The organism is Cloacibacterium normanense (assembly GCF_002943105.1).
Classification (GTDB): Bacteria; Bacteroidota; Bacteroidia; order Flavobacteriales; family Weeksellaceae; genus Cloacibacterium.
The window spans coordinates 130,547-149,490 of sequence record NZ_PTPZ01000002.1 but is presented as its reverse complement, the minus strand read 5'-3'; the positions used below and the strand labels follow the sequence as shown (position 1 = coordinate 149,490).

General features: G+C 32.2%; 19 protein-coding genes and 1 tRNA gene. 8 read left to right on the top strand and 12 right to left on the bottom strand.

Going from position 1 to position 18,944, the window contains the following annotated elements; genetic code table 11:
• The coding region (locus tag C3729_RS03700) for a beta-eliminating lyase-related protein (RefSeq protein ID WP_260204413.1) at positions 1–567 on the top strand (567 nt) is incomplete at its 5' end.
• Positions 568–612: 45 nt separating this feature from the next.
• Here the strand turns inward: C3729_RS03700 and C3729_RS03695 are convergent.
• On the bottom strand, positions 613–1,119 hold the full coding sequence (locus C3729_RS03695; RefSeq protein WP_069800475.1) for a DUF6646 family protein: 507 nt from the start codon (positions 1,117–1,119) through the stop codon (positions 613–615).
• A gap of 45 nt (positions 1,120–1,164) precedes the next feature.
• Positions 1,165–1,539: a hypothetical protein gene (locus C3729_RS03690; protein ID WP_104792925.1), complete on the bottom strand. Its 375-nt coding sequence runs from the start codon at positions 1,537–1,539 to the stop codon at positions 1,165–1,167.
• A 39-nt stretch (positions 1,540–1,578) separates the two neighbouring features.
• On the opposite strand from C3729_RS03690, the gene C3729_RS03685 reads away from it, so the two are divergent.
• The 4 genes from C3729_RS03685 (at position 1,579) to uvrB (ending at position 7,001) form a co-directional block, all read left to right on the top strand.
• Positions 1,579–3,060 carry a S41 family peptidase gene (locus C3729_RS03685; RefSeq protein WP_104792924.1) on the top strand — a complete coding sequence of 494 codons (1,482 nt, stop codon included), beginning with the start codon at positions 1,579–1,581 and terminating at the stop codon, positions 3,058–3,060.
• Between the two features lie 126 nt (positions 3,061–3,186).
• A complete protein-coding gene (locus tag C3729_RS03680; protein WP_104792923.1) occupies positions 3,187–3,561 on the top strand; it encodes a BlaI/MecI/CopY family transcriptional regulator in 375 nt (124 codons plus the stop codon).
• Positions 3,561–4,937: a M56 family metallopeptidase gene (locus C3729_RS03675; RefSeq protein ID WP_104792922.1), complete on the top strand. Its 1,377-nt coding sequence runs from the start codon at positions 3,561–3,563 to the stop codon at positions 4,935–4,937. Before C3729_RS03680 ends, C3729_RS03675 begins: the two co-directional genes overlap by 1 nt.
• Before the next feature lie 72 nt (positions 4,938–5,009).
• Entirely contained in the window at positions 5,010–7,001 is a 1,992-nt protein-coding gene (uvrB, locus tag C3729_RS03670) for an excinuclease ABC subunit UvrB (RefSeq protein WP_104792921.1), read from the top strand.
• A gap of 122 nt (positions 7,002–7,123) precedes the next feature.
• Here uvrB and C3729_RS03665 read toward each other — a convergent pair whose 3' ends face one another.
• The 4 genes from C3729_RS03665 to C3729_RS03650 form a co-directional block, all read right to left on the bottom strand.
• A complete protein-coding gene (locus tag C3729_RS03665) occupies positions 7,124–7,375 on the bottom strand; it encodes a DUF3820 family protein (protein ID WP_104793208.1) in 252 nt (83 codons plus the stop codon).
• A gap of 13 nt (positions 7,376–7,388) precedes the next feature.
• A complete protein-coding gene (locus C3729_RS03660) occupies positions 7,389–8,480 on the bottom strand; it encodes an AI-2E family transporter (RefSeq protein WP_104792920.1) in 1,092 nt (363 codons plus the stop codon).
• Between the two features lie 77 nt (positions 8,481–8,557).
• The gene (locus C3729_RS03655) at positions 8,558–9,343 is read right to left on the bottom strand and encodes a hypothetical protein (protein ID WP_104792919.1); all 786 of its coding nucleotides are present in this window, start codon (positions 9,341–9,343) and stop codon (positions 8,558–8,560) included.
• A 58-nt stretch (positions 9,344–9,401) separates the two neighbouring features.
• The gene (locus C3729_RS03650) at positions 9,402–10,133 is read right to left on the bottom strand and encodes a hypothetical protein (protein WP_104792918.1); all 732 of its coding nucleotides are present in this window, start codon (positions 10,131–10,133) and stop codon (positions 9,402–9,404) included.
• 116 nt (positions 10,134–10,249) lie between these two features.
• Between C3729_RS03650 and C3729_RS03645 the strand changes: the two genes are divergently transcribed.
• On the top strand, positions 10,250–11,227 hold the full coding sequence (locus C3729_RS03645) for an aminodeoxychorismate synthase component I (RefSeq protein WP_104792917.1): 978 nt from the start codon (positions 10,250–10,252) through the stop codon (positions 11,225–11,227).
• A complete protein-coding gene (locus C3729_RS03640; RefSeq protein ID WP_104792916.1) occupies positions 11,211–11,837 on the top strand; it encodes an aminotransferase class IV in 627 nt (208 codons plus the stop codon). Before C3729_RS03645 ends, C3729_RS03640 begins: the two co-directional genes overlap by 17 nt.
• Positions 11,838–12,528: 691 nt before the next feature.
• On the opposite strand, the gene menD is transcribed toward C3729_RS03640, so the two are convergent.
• From menD to C3729_RS03620, 4 genes are all read right to left on the bottom strand, one after another.
• Positions 12,529–14,196: a 2-succinyl-5-enolpyruvyl-6-hydroxy-3-cyclohexene-1-carboxylic-acid synthase gene (menD, locus tag C3729_RS03635; protein ID WP_104792915.1), complete on the bottom strand. Its 1,668-nt coding sequence runs from the start codon at positions 14,194–14,196 to the stop codon at positions 12,529–12,531.
• 257 nt (positions 14,197–14,453) lie between these two features.
• Positions 14,454–14,530, bottom strand: a tRNA-Asn gene (locus tag C3729_RS03630).
• A gap of 77 nt (positions 14,531–14,607) precedes the next feature.
• Positions 14,608–15,951, bottom strand: a complete 1,344-nt coding sequence (gene rseP, locus C3729_RS03625; RefSeq protein ID WP_104792914.1) for an RIP metalloprotease RseP — start codon at positions 15,949–15,951, stop codon at positions 14,608–14,610.
• 117 nt (positions 15,952–16,068) lie between these two features.
• Positions 16,069–16,500, bottom strand: a complete 432-nt coding sequence (locus C3729_RS03620; protein WP_104793207.1) for a DUF6646 family protein — start codon at positions 16,498–16,500, stop codon at positions 16,069–16,071.
• 130 nt (positions 16,501–16,630) lie between these two features.
• Here C3729_RS03620 and C3729_RS03615 point away from each other — a divergent pair, with 130 nt between their 5' ends.
• Positions 16,631–17,386: an amidohydrolase gene (locus tag C3729_RS03615; RefSeq protein ID WP_104792913.1), complete on the top strand. Its 756-nt coding sequence runs from the start codon at positions 16,631–16,633 to the stop codon at positions 17,384–17,386.
• A 44-nt stretch (positions 17,387–17,430) separates the two neighbouring features.
• On the opposite strand, the gene C3729_RS03610 is transcribed toward C3729_RS03615, so the two are convergent.
• Both C3729_RS03610 and C3729_RS03605 read right to left on the bottom strand, forming a co-directional pair.
• Positions 17,431–17,844, bottom strand: a complete 414-nt coding sequence (locus tag C3729_RS03610) for a YybH family protein (RefSeq protein WP_104792912.1) — start codon at positions 17,842–17,844, stop codon at positions 17,431–17,433.
• 99 nt (positions 17,845–17,943) lie between these two features.
• A complete protein-coding gene (locus C3729_RS03605) occupies positions 17,944–18,843 on the bottom strand; it encodes a DUF4476 domain-containing protein (RefSeq protein WP_104792911.1) in 900 nt (299 codons plus the stop codon).
• Positions 18,844–18,944 lie beyond the last annotated feature (101 nt).

Below are 18,944 nucleotides of genomic sequence, written 5' to 3'. Positions count from 1 at the left end.
AATGACGAGGGAATTTTCAGAAAAGCGTCTAATTTTACCATTATTTATGAAGGTTTTATCACTTACGGTGGAATGGCGGGAAGAGATATGGCTGCACTTGCGCAAGGTTTAGACGAAGCCACTGAATTTCCATATTTGGAAAGCAGAATTTCTCAAGTAGAACTTTTGGGAAATCTCTTGATAGAATATGGAATTCCTGTTCAGAAACCAATTGGTGGTCACGCTGTTTTCTTAGATGCGCTTAAGTTTCTTCCGAATATCAAAAGAGAAGAATTTCCTGCGCAAACATTGGCTTTAGAAATCTATAAAGAAGCTGGGATTAGAGGCGTAGAAATAGGAACTATTTTGGCAGATAGAGATCCAGAAACCAGAGAAAATCGCTATCCAAAACTAGAATTGGTGAGATTGGCTTTGCCAAGAAGAACTTATACGGATAATCATATTCGCTATATCGCAGCAGCGCTTAAAAATGTTTTTGACCGAAGAGATGAGATTACAAAAGGGTACAGAATCACTTGGGAATCAGAAATTTTAAGACATTTTACAGTAAAGCTAGAACAAGCATAAAAAATGCCGAGAATTTTCTCGGCATTTTATTTTTTATAAAGTTTTTTAGTTGTCGATATCAAAAGACACTCCAATATTTACTGCAAATTGATTGTTTAAATCGTCAAAAGCAATTTCAGATTTTTTGTATTTCGCGATTGGAAATTGCATTTCTGTATAAAGTCCAAAACCTTTATCGAAGAAATATCTTGCTCCAAGATGTCCACCGAAATTTTTAAGTCCAAGGTTTAATCCAGGATATACATCTACATTTGAAGGAAGTTTCAAAACGCTTCCAAGATTAGCATTTAATCTTACTTTTAAGTCAAATCTATCTCCGAATTTTGGAATTTCTCCACCAATTTCTTTTACGCCAAGAAGATATCCAGCTTGTGCACCAATTGAGAAACTCTCGCCTAAACCATAATCTACAGAAGAAACAATACCTGTTCCACCATCTTGTAAATTAGCACCTAAATTTACTTTTACATCACCTGCTCCTTTATAAGCAACAGTTTGAGCGCTTGCAAAACCTACGGCAAATATCATTGCGCTTGCAAAAATTTTTTTCATAATTTATATTTTTATAACGTTATAAAACGGGCGCAAAGATAAAATTTATTTTAATTTGAAATCTACAGCCCTGAAAACATCTGCCGTATCTGTAACAAAATAAATGCCATTTTCTTTCTCTACCAACTTCGGTTTGAACCCGAAAATTGCGGTAGATTGAGCTATTACATTGACTTTAAATTTTTTATCGGTTTTATTTTCTGGAGTAATTTCTTGTAAAATATTATTGAGCACTACAGATTTTGGTGCAATAGAATCATGACTTAGTTCAAATTCTACCCAATATCCTTTTTGGTCAGCATTAGAATAAGAAGAATAAGTGGCGTTTTTTACCTTTGGTAAAACGTTTGATTGACAAGAAATTGCGAAACTTGCCATAAAGATTGCTCCCAAAAATGATTTTATTATACTAATTTTCATAAATTTATCGTTAAGTTTATTACAAATCTATTCAAAAAAATGAAACTTAAATATCTATTTAACGCACTATTTTTAACATTAGTATTTGTCTCTTGTTCTAGAGATGACAATAATGATTCTGGTTCTACCACTAAGCCTGATGAAATCAATAATTTTGTTTGGAAGGCGATGAACTCTTGGTATTATTGGCAACCGAATGTACCTAATTTAGCAGATTCTTTTGATGATAATCAAACCACGTACGCTAATTTTTTAAATGGAAAAACTCCAGACAAGCTTTTCTATTCTTTGCTTTATCAAAGAGGTAACATTGATAGATTTTCATGGATTGAAAACAATAATGAAGTAGTATATTCTTCTAAAATTGCCGAAGTTGAAAAAAGTGGAGGTTTTGATATAGGAATTTATCCGAAAGACAATACCAATACTACCGCAGTTGCTCTTGTAAATTATGTGGTTCCTAATTCTCCTGCAGCTTTAGCTGGTTTAAAACGTGGTGATGTAATCACTAAGGTAAATGGTTCTCCTTTGACGCTTAATAATTCTGACTTATTGTATAACAATCAAGTAACTGTTACTCTGGCAGCAACGGTACAATTAACGAGTGCAGGACTTATTACCACAGATAAAACTTCTTCTATTTCGATTACTCAAGCAGATATAGACGAAAATCCAATCGCTTATTACGAGAAAAAAGTGTACGGAACTAAAAATATTGGATATTTGGTATTTAATGCTTTCAAAGCAGATTATAATGATGAATTGAATGCTGCTTTTGCTCAAATGAAAGCAGATGGAATCAATGAATTGGTTTTAGATTTAAGATATAACGGAGGTGGTTCTCTGGAAACAGCAGTTGCTTTGGCAGGAATGATTAACGGCAATTATAGCGGAAGTCCGTATGTTTTTTTAGATTTTAATAATAAACATAATAGCGAAGACGGCTTTGATTATCTGAGTAACCAAGTTAATACTTACAGTTTAGTGAATAACAGACCCGAAAAATCTGGAACACAAACCATTAATAGTCTTAATCTGACTAAAGTTTATGTTTTGGTAAATTTCCAAACTGCTTCGGCAAGTGAACTTACGGTTCAGTGTCTTAAAAAATATGTAAATGTGGTAACGATTGGTTATGATACAGTAGGTAAATTTGTAGGCTCTATCACTTTATATGATTCTCCTGCTCAAGATTACACTTCTTATACTAATAGAAATACGAAGCATAACTGGCAATTACAACCGATTACTTTTTCTTATTACAACAAAGATAAAGATGTGAATCCAGAATTTATTGCTCCGAATTATGAAATAAATCCTTATTCTATTTTCAATAATTTAACTGCTTTTGGCGATGTAAAAGACCCGTTTTTGAAAAAGGCTTTAGAGCTTATTACAGGTCAGTCATTCAGAATGGGTAATACTTCTACCAGCAGTTTTGAAAATAAAAATCTACAAAAATTTAATCCTACGAATGCTGCAAAAGGACTTTATATTCAAGATTTTCAGAATTTTAGATAGAGCTTTTGAGTAAAAAATAATTTGATTATACAGAATCGCTAAAATTTTTAGCGATTTTTTTTGTGATAAATTTGTGTATTTGAAAATTTATTCTACATTTGTAGAGTAAATTTTATTTTTGTAGAAATGAATAAGTTAACCGAAGCCGAAAAAGAATTAATGGAAATACTTTGGGACAAAGAAAAAGCTTTTATGAAAGATATTATAGAAGCTTTCCCAGAACCAAAACCTGCGACAACTACCATTGCAACTTTGCTCAAAAGGATGCAAAATAAAAATTTGATAGATTATAAAACTTTTGGCAACTCTAGAGAGTATTTTCCTTTGGTAGAAAAAGGAAATTATTTTGCCAAAGAAATGCAAGGTATGATTGGTAAATTTTTCAATAATTCTGTAACGCAATTTGCGTCGTTCTTTACAGCTAATTCTAAATTAAGCGAAAAAGAACTGATTGAAATAAAGAAAATTATAGAAGCAGAAATTCAGAAAAAGAAAGACTAATGGAAACTTATATTTATAAAATGATTGCACTTTCTGCAATTTTCATTTTACTGTATTTTGTTTTTTTAGAAAAAGAAAAGAACCATCGTTTTAAAAGATTTTATCTTTTAATCAGTGCTTTATTTTCTGTATTAGTTCCTTTACTATCAATTCCTTACGAAAGTATTGAAGTGGTGGAAAGTATTAGTCAAAATAATGCCGAACTCATGATTTTGCCAGAAACTAAATTGGTAGAGCCATCAATTTTTACTAAAGAAAATATACTTTGGGCTATTTATATTGTAGGATTTTCACTTCTGTTTCTAAAATTTTCTTGGGGAATTTTTAAACTAATAAAAGAAATTAGATTTTCAGAAAAAATAAAACAAGACCATTATCAATTCATTTTAAAACAAAATAAATTTACACCTTACAGTTTTTGGAACTCTATTTTTCTTAATAAAAGTGATTTTTTAGAAGGGAAAATAGATTATAAAATTATTCTTCACGAGAAAGCTCATGTGAATCAAAAACACAGCATTGATGTAATTTTTATAGAAATTATGCTTTGCGTATTTTGGTTCAATCCTGCATTCTTTTTTTATAGAAAAGCAATTGTTACCAATCATGAATTTCTGGCAGATGAAGCGGTTTTAAGCCAAAATAAAGATATAATTAGTTACCAAAAGCTCATACTGAACGAACTTATTTCAGAAAAAATATTATTTACACATCCATTTAATTTACACAACACTAAAAAAAGAATTGTTATGATGACCAATAAATTAACTAAAATAGCCAAAATGAAGTCTTACTTGACTTTACCAATATCAGCATTATTATTTTTTGCTTTTGTAGAAAAAGTGCCTGCAAAAATTGAAAATACAGTAAACAAGTCTCTTCAAAAAATTGCTAAAAAAGAAGAGACACAATTTTCAGGAACTCAAGTTTCAAATATTGAAAAAAGTGCATTTAAAAATGAAATGATCTCAATTAAAAAAGATACCATTAAACCTAAAAAGCAAAAGGTAGAAAAAGTTAAGGAAGAAAATAGAGTAATGATTCCACCTCCACCTCCTGTAAAAGAAATTTCTTCTCAAACAGAACCAGAATTTCCTGGAGGACTTGCAGCATTAAGAAATAAATTAGCTGAAAATTTTGATGGAAGTAAAATGAAAAATTCTAAAGGAACATTAAAAGGTGTCCTTATCATAATTGTTTCTGAAGATGGGAAAAGTTATAATGCTAATTATCAATTTGATGATGAAAATTTCAAAACAGCAGCCAAAGATGCTCTAGAAAAAACCTTAAAAGGAGTCGAATGGAAGCCAGGAACGCTAAATGGAAAGCCAGTCGCATCTCAATTTAAAATGCCAATAACCATGATTTTTAATTAAATCATTAAAGAGCAGAAATTTCTGCTCTTTTTTTTGTCTTTATTCTTTTATCTTTGTTCTTTATTCTAAAATATGAATTTCAAACTCCATTCAGAATTTGCGCCAACTGGTGATCAACCTACAGCTATAGAAAAACTCTCCGAAGGTTTACAAAATGGAGAGAAATATCAGACTTTGCTTGGTGTTACCGGTTCTGGTAAAACTTTTACCATTGCAAATGTGGTAGAAAAAGTTCAAAAGCCAACTTTAGTTTTAGCGCATAATAAAACTTTGGCGGCTCAACTTTTTATGGAATTCAAGGAGTTTTTCCCAGATAATGCGGTAGAATATTTCGTTTCTTATTACGATTATTATCAGCCAGAAGCTTATATTGCTTCGTCTGGAACCTACATTGAAAAAGATTTGTCTATCAATGAAGAAGTAGAAAAATTGAGACTTTCGGCTACGGCAAGTTTACTTTCTGGAAGAAGAGACGTTTTAATCGTTGCTTCAGTTTCATGTATTTACGGTATCGGAAATCCTACAGAGTTTAATAAATCTTTGATAGAATTAGAAGTCAATTCTAAAATTTCTAGAACAGATTTTCTCCATAAATTGGTGAATGCGTTGTACTCTAGAAGTGTAAATGAATTTGCAAGAGGTACGTTTAGAGTAAAAGGAGATGTGATAGATGTCTATCCTGCATATGCTGATAACGGAATTAGAGTGCAATTTTTCGGAGATGAAATCGAAAAAATCCAAAGTTTTGATGTAATTTCAGGAAACGTAACTTCTAGTTTTGACCAAATTAATATTTATCCAGCCAATTTATTTGTTACGTCTAAAGAAACTTTAAATTCGGCTATTCGAGAAATCCAGGACGACATGGTAAAACAGGTAGAATTTTTTAATTCCATCGATAAACCGATTGAAGCCAAGCGTTTGCAAGAACGCACCGAATTAGATTTGGAAATGATAAAAGAACTCGGTTATTGCTCTGGAATTGAGAACTATTCTCGTTATATGGACGGAAGAATGCCTGGTTCCAGACCTTTCTGTTTGTTGGATTATTTCCCGAAAGATTATTTGATGGTGATTGATGAATCTCACGTAACCATACCGCAAGTTCATGCAATGTACGGTGGCGATAGAAGCAGAAAAGAAGCTTTGGTAGAATACGGTTTCAGACTTCCTGCAGCGATGGATAACAGACCTCTGAAATTTCCAGAATTTGAGGAAATGCAAAATCAAGTGATTTACGTTTCGGCGACTCCTGCTGATTACGAATTAGAAAAATCTGGCGGAATTTACACCGAACAAATTATCAGACCAACTGGACTTCTTGACCCAATTATCGAAGTAAGACCTACCATGAATCAAATCGATGATTTAATTGAAGAAATTCAAAAAAGGGTAGAAGAAGACGAACGTGTTTTGGTGACGACTTTAACCAAGAAAATGGCAGAAGAATTGACCAAATATTTTACCAGATTTGGGATTAGAACTCGTTATATTCACTCAGATGTAGAAACTTTGGAGCGTATTCAAATTATGCAAGATCTAAGAACGGGATTATTTGATGTTTTGGTGGGTGTAAATCTTTTGAGAGAAGGTTTAGATTTACCAGAAGTTTCGCTGGTAGCAATTCTTGACGCAGATAAAGAAGGAATGTTGCGTTCTCGTCGTTCTTTGGTTCAAACCATTGGTAGAGCTGCGAGAAACGTGAACGGAAAAGCGATTATGTACGCCGATAAAATCACCAATTCAATGCAAAAAGCAATTGATGAAACCAATTATCGCCGCGAAAAACAAACGCAGTACAATTTAGAACACAATAAAGTTCCGACTCCGCTCAATAAGAAAATTTCTGAAAATTTAGTGGGAAGAAGTAAAGATTTCCCAGATTCTCAATACACGCAGAAAGAAATTATTCGTCAAGTTGCAGAAGAACGCGAAACTTACGGAAGCGTAGATGTAGAAAAACTCATCGCCGAAAAACAAAAAGCAATGGAAGCAGCTGCGAAAAATCTAGATTTCATCACCGCTGCGAAATTGCGAGATGAGATTGTAGCTTTGAAAGGGTAAAAAATGTAACTCGTGAAATTGAATAGTTGTAAAATCGTAAAATTGTTTTTAAAATATTAAAAATTTTAATAAGCAATAATTCAAAGTTTTACAAATCAACAACTTTACGAATTTACATAAAATTAAAACTTATAAACCCTCTTCTTTGGTTTTTCATAATTCACTTCGCCACGAATTGGAGTGAGTAAATCCATTAAACCATTGATTTTTATTTCATAAATCGTAGAAAGTTGCATGCCGAGTTTTCCTTTTGGCATTCCTTGTCGGTGAAACCATTCTAAATAATTGATAGGTAAATCTGCTAAAACGATTCCAGCGTGTTTTCCGAAAGGCATTTTTACCTCGCAGATTTCTTTTAGTATTTCGGGATTAATTCCTTGCATTTTTTTAAATATCAATGTCAATTTTTGGCTGAAGTGGAGTTTCACTTTCGGGAAGAACAATGTCGTTCGGAGAATCTTCAGTTTCTTCAGAAAATTCGTCTCCATAAATTTGCATCAACAGAATAGTGATAGAAACTAAAATCGGCCCAAATATTAAACCAAAGAAACCAAAAATCTTTAGTCCTAAAATAATTCCAAAAACGGTATTTAATGGATGGATGTTTTCTAATTTTTTCAAGAAAGTAAATCTGAAAACATTATCTACCAATCCCACTACTAAAAATCCGTAAGCTAGAATGCCGAGTCCACCAAAAGTGTCACCACTTGCAAGCATAAATAAACCGACAGGAACATAAATAATAGCCGCTCCCACAATCGGAATCATACTACCAATAAAAGTAAGGATAAACAATAATAAAGGACTTGGAGCGTCAAAAATATAATAACTAATTAATGCAACTATGGCTTGAACAAGTGCTACAACCGGGATTCCTACCGCATTGGCAATCACCATTCTTGTGAATTTTTCGCCAATTTTTTGGTCATTAGCTTTCTTTAGAGGAGAAATTGAAGTAAGAATTCTTTCGAATAATCTTCCTTTAGTAAGCATAAAGTACAAGATGAAAAACATACCCACAATTATACTAATCATATTAACAGTAGTATTCAGAATAGCAGTGGAAGCTTGCGTAGCAAATCCTGTGATTTTTTCTAGATTTCCGCCGCTTAATATTTCAAACCCTGTTTTGGCACGAATATAACTTTCTATTTTTAAAAAGAATTGGTTAATACTCTCTGTATAAGCTTTTGCATCACTTATTTTATTGACTAAAACTTCAATGGTGAAATACGTGGGAATCACAATAATAACTAGACAAATTAAGATAATGACCAATGCTGCAACCCAAGGTTTCCAGCCTTTTTCTTCGACGAGTTTAAAATTCCAACTTCTAGAAATAATATATAACGTGATGGCTCCCAACAAGGAAGGCAAAAAATCACTGAGATTGTATAATATTATCGCTGAAAGAATGATAATAACCGCCAACATGAAAACTTGACGGATTTTGTTATTGCTGATTTGGTCTGGGTGCATTTGTTTTGTTTTAATGCGAATTTAATAAAAAAAGCAACAGTAAAATCTGTTGCTTTCTGTAAATTGTTTATAAAATTTTAAGATTTTACTTCGTAAGGTGCTCCGCAAATCGCCGAATAGATAGAATATCTTGCAGTAAAGAAAAACGGAAAGGTAAATAGAACTCCAACTAAGCAAAATAAAACTCCTGCAGAAGCTATGATTCCTGCTAAAAGCCACAATACTAATACCGTGATAAAATTAGCATGAACCAGAGAAAATGATTTTCTAATACCTTCTATTGCTGAGGTATTTTCAAAAAATACAATCGGTAATCCTATAAAAAAAGCAAAAGAAAGATACATGCCAATCAGCATATTGATTTCTAAGCCAGCTTGAATAAGCGCTGTAGTAATGAATCCGTAAATAATGATTTGTGCGGTATTTTGCCTGAAACCAATGAATAAATCACCGAATTCTACCTCTTTTTTGGCATTGAACTGATAAGAAATGTAAATAATTCCTACCACTAATGGAGCCAATAACGCAGAAGTAATACTTTTAGAAATCACTTCAGAAATCATAACGGCAGTAGTTCTGGCCGCATCTAAACTGTTTTGTAATTCTGTAATAGCATTAAGGTCATACTTTTTATCTTCTACAAAATCATTCATTACTCTCATGACTTCATTTTGATAATCTCCACCGCCTGGAATCAAGAAAGACAACAGACCATTAAAAATAAAATACGCTAAAAGGTAAATGACTACAAAGACTAATGCATATAAAAAAGTTCCCGTAAAATTTTCGAATGCATGAGAAAGAATACTTCCTATTTCCTTTTTGGGTGTAATAGGTTGGTTTACTTCGGTAAAATTTTTCATAATTTTTTCAATTGAGTTCTACCAAAATTAGTTATTTTTCTCAAAGTTTCGTTACATTTTATACAAATTTAATGCTGAAGAATTTTTTGAACAGCGTATAAATAATAGCATTCCAAAAAGGATAAGTGAATAAAAATCCTACGAAAAATAAGATAAATCCGCTATAACTAAAGAGAAATGCGATGATAGCACATGGTAAAACAATTTTCCAATTTGCCCAAGCTACTTTTGCGCTGATATTGATGGCTTCTAGCATTCTCATAGGAGTAAAATACAATAACGGACCTACAAAAACAGTAAGAAACACCCATAAAACACCTGGAATGAAAAAGAATGACATCCCCAAACTGAAAATTACATTCCAGAAAATTGCATAACCCCAAAGTTTGAAGAAGTTACTTCCTTTATATCCATCTAAAACTTCTGACAGGTTAGGTTTTTTGCCTTCATCAATTAAAGTATAAACTCTGAAAAGACCAATGAATAAAGGAAAAAGTGATGCTTTTAATAATGACAAAACAATTTGGAAATAACTTCCGTTTTCCGTAGCAAGAAGTTCTCTTATTTTTAAATTAAATTTTATAGGATCTTGTAAAAGTTTTGGTGTGAAAATATATAATTTTTCTCCAAAATAATACTGCACCAACTGAAATCCTGAAATAAAAATTATCCCAAAATATAAAACGGTCACCACAAACTGAAACGAAAGCGTAGCTTTCCAATATCTAAAAGACTGATTAATCACCTCGTCTAAAGTAATTTTTGCCTTTGGTAAATTTTCTTGATTCATGCTGCAAAAGTAATCTTTTTTGATGTAAAGTAGAGCAATCGTAAAATCGTAAAACGATAAACCGTTTAAATTTTAAAAATTCTGAAATCTCAAGTTCTAATTTGTAAATTTGCGCGATGTTAAAAATCAACGAACAGAAATTTTCAGAAATGGACGAGCTTTCTCTGCAGAAAGTTCCTTTCTTTTTTGTGATTGATTTTTTAATGGAAAAAGTGCTCATTTTCAGTCAAGAAGATTTAGACGCGCAAAAAATATTGGTTGATTTTCCAAATTTTAAAAATATTCAACCATTTACTTTTGAACCAAAAGAAGTCTCGTGGAAATCTTTCCCTCAGCCCAAAGAAGATTACCAAAAAGGCTTCGAAATCGTGCAAAATCATTTGAAATTGGGAGATTCTTATTTGATTAATTACACTTGCGAAACGCCAATTGAGACTAATCTTTCTTTAGAAGAAATTTTCTATCAATCTGAAGCAAAGTATAAAGTTTTACTCCCAGAGAATTTTACTTTTTTTTCGCCAGAAACTTTTGTAGAAATTAAAAATCAAGAGATTTTTACACATCCTATGAAAGGAACTATCGAAGCGTCTGTTCCAAATGCTATAAATGAACTAAAAAACTCGGTGAAGGAAAAAGCAGAACATTACACGGTAGTAGATTTGCTCAGAAATGACTTGAGCATGGTTGCAGATTGGGTAAAATTAGATGAATTCCAGAGGATAGATTTCTTAAAAACCCGAAACAAAAATCTCTATGCAATGAGTTCTGAAATTTCGGGAAAAGTAAAGCCAGAATTTCAAAATAAAATAGGAAGTTTGATGAAAACCTTACTTCCTGCAGGAAGTATTTTGGGCGCTCCAAAACCCAAAACCTTAGAAATTATCTTAGAAGCCGAAACTTATGAAAGAGGCTTTTATACAGGAGTTTGTGGTTATTTTGATGGTGAGAGTTTAGATTCTTGTGTGATGATTCGGTTTATTCAACAAAACGGTGAAAATTTAACATTCCGAAGTGGCGGTGGAATTACACATTTGAGTAAATTAGCAGATGAATACCAAGAAATGAAAAATAAAATTTATGTCCCGATTCATTGAAAGCATTAAAATAGAAGACCAAAAAGCCTTTTTGCTTGACTTACACCAAAAACGAGTGAACCAAACTTTTGCTCATTTTGGCAAAGAAGGTTCTATAGATTTGGCTAAAATTTTTAAAAATTTAGAGCATGATGAAGATGGTTTGTACAAACTGCGCATCGTGTATGATTTAGATAAAAAATTCACTACGCAACTCATTCCTTATGCGATTCCCGAAATTGAAAATTTTCAGTTGGTGGAAAATAATTCTTACGATTATTCTTTCAAATTTGAAGATAGAAAGGAGTTTGAACGCATGAAAACCAAAGCTAAAACAGAAGAAATCATTGTGGTGAAAAACAATCACATTACGGATACTTCTTATACCAATATTCTTTTTTTGAAAGGCAAAGAATGGTTTACGCCGACTACTTATCTGTTAAACGGTGTGATGCGCCAACATTTGCTTCACGAAAAGAAAATAAAAGAAACCGAAATTACACTTCAAAATATTAAGGAATTTTCTCATTTTCAGTTAATTAATGGCATGAATGATTTCGATGATATGTTTATTTATCCTATCGAGAGAATTGTAAATTTACCAGAAAGTTCTGATTATCTTGATGTTTAATTTCTGAAAAAATAAGCGTAAACTTTGTCATTGACTTCGTTGAATCTTCGATTTCTGTAGGAATCTAAACTAATATGAATAAATTTAAATTTAAAAAATACCTTTTCCTATTTTAACTATCTTAGTTTTACTGATAGATTTATTTTCAATGTTTAATTTTTATAAATCATATGAATATTCTTTGACGCTTAAGAATATTGATTTATTGAAAAAGAGTATTTGGGTGAATTTTAATTTTTTAATAACAGTTTTGATTATAAACGTTTTTTATCTTCTTTTAAGATTAATTTTTTATAAAAGAGATTAATAATAAATTTAGATTTCATCTGCAGTCAAAGATTAGAAAATGTAAATTATAAACTTTGAGAGTAAACTTAATAAACCAATTTTTCAGATAGCGTTCCTACGGAACGCCTTTTTTATGACGAAACATTCCTACACATATTGGGTTCCTACGGAACCTTTTACGGTAAACTTTATTCCGTGGGAATTTAATGTGTGTAGAATTAGAAGTAATCTAAAAACAGCATTCGGTAGGAGCGTAATGTTTTTTATATGTTTTTTGTTGTTATAAAATCTTTTTTTTGAAAATCAAAGATTAGAGAATGATAAACTTTGCGTGAAATTTTTAAATCTTACACAAGAATCTGCTCAATCAGCAAAATCAGCGAGAAATTTTTTTGAAAAATATCTACTTCAAAAACTTAAAATATTCTTTCAGAACTTCTGCGTTTTGAATATCAGCCGTGTTGATTTCTAAAATTTTGGGTTTAGCTTCTGGCTTGAAAAAATTGTCTAAAACTCTTAACAGCGTATCTTCGTCTTCCACTTTAAAATATCCAAAACCGAAATGATTGGCTAGATTTTCGCAGTTTTTCTGATGTTTGGTCGCGATAAATTCGTCTATTGCATTAGAAGTTGTAGGTCCGGGAATAATTCTAAAAATATTTCCTTCACCGTTATTCATCACGATAATTCTAGTGTACGGCGGAATGTAATTGTTCCACAGTCCATTAATATCATAGAAAAATCCGAGTTCACCCGAAATCAAAATTGTAGGATTTTCGTTCATCATCGCAAAACCCATCGCAGTAGAAGTAGAGCCGTCTATTCCGCTGGTTCCACGGTTGCAATAAATGTTGTGATTTTGTGAATATGGGAACAGTTCTGCATAGCGAATTGCCGAAGAATTAGAAATATGAATATTGTAATTACTCGGAATTTTTTGTTCTAAAATCTGGAAAATTTTAAAGTCTGAAAAATCTATTGTTTTGCAATATTCATCGTGTTTTGCATCTTTTTTATCACGAAGAACATCCCAAAGATTAAAATAAGCTGATGGTTCTAATTTGGCAAATTTCAACAACTGACTGAAGAAAATCTCTGGTTTTGTTTTGATTTCTTGATTCAAAGCAAAATACGTATTCGGTTGCCAAAATTCATCAATATGCCAATGATTTTGAGGTTTTGCTTTTCTCAAAAATTCTTTCACTTTTTTAGAAACCACGTTTTGACCAATCGTAATAAGTAAATCTGGGGCGTAGGTTCTAAAATCCTCTGCGGTGAAATTAAAAACATATCGGTCAATATGATTGAAAAATTTGTCATGATAGAGGTTAGAATTCGCTTCTGTAAGCACTACTACAGAATGATTTTTCACGAATTGCGACAATAAACTTTGGAGTTCAGGATTTTTGTCAAGCGTTCCTGCTAAAATCAAAATTCTTTTAGCCAAATTAAATTCAGAAACTAGAGTAGAAGAAATCTCGAAATCTCTTTTCTGAATGGTTTTTTCAATGCTAGGAAAAACTGGCAATTCCGTAGCGTATTGGTATAAAGGTTCTGTAAGCGGAATATTGATATGAACCGGGCCTTGTTTCTCGAAACACAATTCTATCGCGGTTTTTACGATTTTTAAGTTCTCTTCTTCTGCATTTTCTTTGTCGTCTTCCAAAAGCTGAAAATCTCCGTAAGAATGCTGTTGAAACAAATCTTTTTGACGAATGGTTTGTCCGTCAAATAAATCTACAAAATCTGTAGGTCTGTCTGCGGTAAGTACCAAAAGTGGAACGTTTTGATAAAACGCTTCTACTACAGCTGGATAATAATTGGTAGCAGCAGAACCAGAGGTGCAAGAAATCGCTACTGGTTGTTTAAGCGATTTTGCCATTCCCATCGCTACAAAAGCAGCGCTTCTTTCATCTATGATGCTGAAACATTCAAAAGAATCTAGCTCTGAAAAATGAATAGCAAGTGGAGCATTTCTGCTTCCTGGCGAAATCACCATTTTGTCTATTCCATATTGCTGAAGAACGTGTCCTAAAATCTGAATACTGCGTTTTGATGAGAATTGTTTCATAAATACAAAGGTATGAGATTTTTTGGAGTTTTTTAAATTTCAAAATAAGTTCGGGAGATGATATTTGATATATCTAAATTTAATTTCATCAAATTCTAGAAAGGAATATGAATTTTAAAAACTATTTTGAGTTTACCGAAAAGTATGCCTTTTTTAACCAAAAAGACCACTTACTTGAGAAATTAGAGTGGAATAACTTCTATAAAATATTGAAAATGAAATATAAACAAAAAACCACCACATTGCTGTGATGGTTTTGGCGCCTTTTGCTGGGCTCGAACCAGCGACCCTCTGATTAACAGTCAGATGCTCTAACCGACTGAGCTAAAAAGGCTACTCTTGTTGTTTTGAGTGGTGCAAATATAATACGTTTTTTCTATTTGCGCAAAATATTTTTTGAAAAAATTTACATTATTTTAAAAATGGTGAAATGATAAATTTGTAAATATCTGATCCAAAGATTAATAGCATTAATCCCATTAAAAAGATTACTCCAATCATTTGTGCATTTTCTAAAACTTTTTGAGGAACTGGCTTCCCTGTGATGAGTTCCCAAGTCGTAAATAAGGCATGACCACCATCTAATCCTGGAATTGGTAACAAGTTAAGGAATGCTAACCAAGCAGAAAACATAGCTGTAAAACTCCAAAAAGCAACCCAATCGATTTCTTTAGGCATCATTTTCACAATTGCAATTGGTCCGCCAACATTTTTGTAACCTTTGATTTTTTTGTTGAACATTAATTTAAACTGCTTAATCTGCATGGTAAGAGATTCTACAGTTCTCTCAAAACCTCTACCAACTGCTGGTAAAAAGCTATATTCTTGATTGGTTACTGTGTTGTTGAAAGCTACTTCAGCTTGTTTAAAATCTGGTCTGAAACCGATTTTTCCTTCTTTGTTTGTATTGAAAGTAAATCTTTTTAATTCATTATTTCTAAAAACATCTACAGTAATAGGTTGGTTTTTCTTTCCAGCTAGTCCATCTGAAAATTCATCAAAAAATCTAATCGTTTTACCATTAAGAGCTACAATTTTATCTCCTTTTTGTAATCCAGCTTGTTTTGCAGGCCCTTCTGTTAAAGAATCTACTACTGGTGCAAATCTATTGGTGATGTATAATTTAGCCGTTTTTGAGCCTAAAATATGAGCAATTCCGTCTTCTTTTGGAGCGAAAGAAACTTCTTTACCGTTTCTTAGTACGGTGATTTCATTGGCAAGAAGCATGTTAATCATAGAATTTTCCATTCTTACGGCAGGTTTTCCATCTATTTTTAAGATTTTGTCGCCGTTCATCAATCCCATTTTTGCACCTTCTTCAGAAACTGCAATTCCATTCTCGAATTTTGCTAAATCATGGTATTTTTCGCCTACAGACAAATTCAATCCTGTGTAAATAGCCCAAGCCAAAATAAGATTTACGAAAATACCACCTAACATAATGATAAGTCTTTGCCAAGCTGGTTTGCTTCTGAATTCCCAAGGTTGAGCAGGTTGTTTCAGTTGTTCTGTATCCATGCTTTCGTCTACCATTCCTGCGATTTTTACATAACCGCCAAATGGTAACCAACCGATTCCGTATTCGGTTTCTCCAATTTTTTTCTTCGCTAATGAAAACCATGGATCAAAGAATAAGTAGAATTTATCTACTCTGCATTTAAACCATTTTGCGGGTAAAAAATGCCCTAATTCGTGTAATATAACGAGAATTGAAATACTTAATATAAACTGAAATATCTGCGTTGCTAATTCCATTAAATTTTATTTTTTTTAAAGTTATGCAAATGTAATAATTCTCTCTCACTAAAACTGTACCAAATAAAAAAAGACGCCAAAAAGCGTCTTTTCCATTAAATATTGTTGAATTTTTTATTAGAAGTTAAATGATAAACCTATGCTACCATTGTTACCAGCTTCTATAAATGCACCTACATTATTGTTGAAGAAATATCTTACACCTAAGTGTGCACCTAGTCCGAATGTATTTCCTAATATACCTACGTCTAAACCAGGGTATAAATCCCAATTACTCGGCATATTAAGAGCATCTTGAAGGTGGAAATTTACTCTGCCAAAAACGAAAGCTTTGTGGTCGTCTTCATAACCATCAAAGTAAAAATTAGCTCCTGCTCCTAGAGAAATAACATCGGAAACTCCATAGTCATAAGTTCCTGTAATCCCAGTTCCGTTTCCGTAACCGTTAAAACCTACTTGTAATTTTTGGTCGCCTTTACCTTGCCATGCTTGTGCAAATGCTAATTGTCCTGCGAACAGCATTGCGAATGCTAATACTAATTTTTTCATAAGAATATTTATTTTTAAGTTTTGTTTGAATTTTTGTTTTTCTAATGACAAATTTATAGTAATCTTGTTAAAAAAAATACTATTGTTATAATTTTGTAAAATATTATAAAAATTCTGAAACCTAAGCATTATGAAAATCATCGGTTTAAGTCAAAATATTATTTGGAAAGAAAAACATGAAAATTTTCTTTTGATAGAAGAAAAATTCAAAGATTTAGAAGCAGATTTGTTTTTGCTTCCAGAGATGTTTACCACTGGTTTCTACATGAAAGCTCAGGAAGTAGCAGATGAAGAAGAAATAGCTTTGACTTGGATGAAGAATTTTGCCAAAACTAAAAATGCTGCAATTGGCGGAAGCGTTTCTGTGAAGGATAATGGCAAATTCTATAACCGATTTTATTTTGTAAAACCAGACGGAACTTACCATCAATACGATAAAAGACATCTTTTTTCTTACACTGGCGAAGATAAAGTCTACACTGCAGGAACAGAAAGAGTAGTGGTAGAATATTTAGGATTCAGGCTTTTATTACAAGTTTGTTTTGATGCAAGATTTCCAGTTTTTGCGAGAAACAGAAAAGATTATGATGTCATTCTAAATGTTGCTAATTGGCCAGAAACCAGAGTTTTGGCGTGGGAAACATTAAATAGAGCAAGAGCAATCGAAAATCAAGCCTATGTTTTTGCCTTAAATAGAACTGGCAAAGACGGAAATAACTTGAAATATCAAGAAAGCAGTCATTGTTTTTTTGCAGATGGAACAGACATTTCTACTAAAAAAGGAGATTTAATCTTTGCAGAATTAGATTTGCAAAAATTAGAAACTTTCAGAAAAGAGTTTCCTTTTTTAAACGATGCAGATAACTTTAAAATGGGAGAATTATAGAATATTACAGTTGTTTTTTTCTCTACAACTCTACCATTCTACAACTAGTTTGTGTGGTCTGAAATAATTTTCCAACCGTCATTAAATTTCTGGAAAACCAAGGTGTAAATTCCATTTGGAGTGTCATTAGCACGGATGAGTTTCCACTTTCCGAAAACATAAGCATGTTTTTTACCTAGCTTTTTCACTTGAATGTCAGAAAATTCTAGAATGCCCATCATTTCTTTATTGGGATAAGTTTTTTTGTAATTGTCTAGCGTTTTTTGCCAACCGTAAGTTGGTCCTTTTGAACCGATAAAAAGCAGTGAGTCATCTTTCCAATATCCTTTCATAAAATTTTCAATATCGCCATTATTCCAAGCGGTTTGTTGTTCGTGCAAAACTTTCAAAATATCTTTTTCTTGAGCGAAAGAAACTCCAAAAATTAAAATATAAATAAGGATGACGATTTTTTTCATGATATATTTTTGTTAAAAGTAAGAAATTTCCGCAAAATAGAAAGTCGGCTTCAGGATTTCTGAAAACCGACTTTTTGTATATATGAATGAATGATTGGGTTATCTTTGGTTTTGAACAAATTTGTTCAATTCTCTGGCGTAACTTTCGAAGTCAAATGCGTCATACAATTCGAAATAGTTTCTTTTGTCTACACAATTTCTATACGCCATCTTTGCAAATTCTAATCTGTTTTTGTCAAAACTAAACTCTTTCATAATAGATTTGATTTGTCTCGTGTTGAAATCAGTTCTACTGAGTTGGCTTTTTAAGAAATCTAATCTTCTGTCATCAAAACTCTGTTTTTTTAGCATTTGTAAGAAAGAAGAGAATTCTCTTTCGCTCATTACATTTCCGTAAGTGTCTCCGTATCCGTTTTGATAATCATCATAAGGATCCCAAGAATTCCCGTTTCCATTTCCGTAAGGACTGTTCCAAGTGTCATTCCAAACATTTCCGTAGTTGTTTCTCAGATTGTAGGTTCCTAGAAGATATAAACCTTGATGTGTGAAATAATCTAAAACCAGTCTGGTGTTGTTTTTAATGTTGATTCTAGTTCTGTACACTAGGAAATTTCTTTCATAGATAGAAATGACGTTGTTTCCTGGCATCAAGTCAAAAAATCTAAATTTTCCTGACGCGTTAGAAATTTTTTGGTCGCCAATTTCTATGCTAAAGTAACCTTGCTCTGGAATTCTTAAGAAAACTTCGGCGTAACCATAAGCGTAATTTTGGTTCCAATTATAATTAGGTCTTGATTTTTCTGTAGAATTTCTAAAACCATTATCGTTTCTAAAAACTGAAGATTTATCTTGAGAATTATTTCTGCCAAAAGCTTCATTTTTTGCAGAAGTTTCGGTTTTGCTCGCCTCGTTTTTTAATAATTCTCCAGCTTTTCCTGCTTCTTGTGCGCTAAATCCTAATGCGATGAATGCGGCTAATAAAAAATAAAATTTTCTCATATTATATTTATTTAAATAAGTTTTTCTTGGCTGCTTCTAAAGTCTTGCCTCGAAAAACTTAGGGTTGCTGTTATGAGATATTCTATTTCCGTGCCAAAGTC

Coding starts and splice junctions, on each gene's coding strand:
- C3729_RS03695 (WP_069800475.1), bottom strand. CDS start 1,119: ATGAAAAAAATTTTTGCAAGCGCAATGATATTTGCCGTAGGTTTTGCA.
- C3729_RS03690 (WP_104792925.1), bottom strand. CDS start 1,539: ATGAAAATTAGTATAATAAAATCATTTTTGGGAGCAATCTTTATGGCA.
- C3729_RS03685 (WP_104792924.1), top strand. CDS start 1,579: ATGAAACTTAAATATCTATTTAACGCACTATTTTTAACATTAGTATTT.
- C3729_RS03680 (WP_104792923.1), top strand. CDS start 3,187: ATGAATAAGTTAACCGAAGCCGAAAAAGAATTAATGGAAATACTTTGG.
- C3729_RS03675 (WP_104792922.1), top strand. CDS start 3,561: ATGGAAACTTATATTTATAAAATGATTGCACTTTCTGCAATTTTCATT.
- uvrB (WP_104792921.1), top strand. CDS start 5,010: ATGAATTTCAAACTCCATTCAGAATTTGCGCCAACTGGTGATCAACCT.
- C3729_RS03660 (WP_104792920.1), bottom strand. CDS start 8,480: ATGCACCCAGACCAAATCAGCAATAACAAAATCCGTCAAGTTTTCATG.
- C3729_RS03655 (WP_104792919.1), bottom strand. CDS start 9,343: ATGAAAAATTTTACCGAAGTAAACCAACCTATTACACCCAAAAAGGAA.
- C3729_RS03650 (WP_104792918.1), bottom strand. CDS start 10,133: ATGAATCAAGAAAATTTACCAAAGGCAAAAATTACTTTAGACGAGGTG.
- C3729_RS03645 (WP_104792917.1), top strand. CDS start 10,250: ATGTTAAAAATCAACGAACAGAAATTTTCAGAAATGGACGAGCTTTCT.
- C3729_RS03640 (WP_104792916.1), top strand. CDS start 11,211: ATGTCCCGATTCATTGAAAGCATTAAAATAGAAGACCAAAAAGCCTTT.
- menD (WP_104792915.1), bottom strand. CDS start 14,196: ATGAAACAATTCTCATCAAAACGCAGTATTCAGATTTTAGGACACGTT.
- rseP (WP_104792914.1), bottom strand. CDS start 15,951: ATGGAATTAGCAACGCAGATATTTCAGTTTATATTAAGTATTTCAATT.
- C3729_RS03620 (WP_104793207.1), bottom strand. CDS start 16,500: ATGAAAAAATTAGTATTAGCATTCGCAATGCTGTTCGCAGGACAATTA.
- C3729_RS03615 (WP_104792913.1), top strand. CDS start 16,631: ATGAAAATCATCGGTTTAAGTCAAAATATTATTTGGAAAGAAAAACAT.
- C3729_RS03610 (WP_104792912.1), bottom strand. CDS start 17,844: ATGAAAAAAATCGTCATCCTTATTTATATTTTAATTTTTGGAGTTTCT.
- C3729_RS03605 (WP_104792911.1), bottom strand. CDS start 18,843: ATGAGAAAATTTTATTTTTTATTAGCCGCATTCATCGCATTAGGATTT.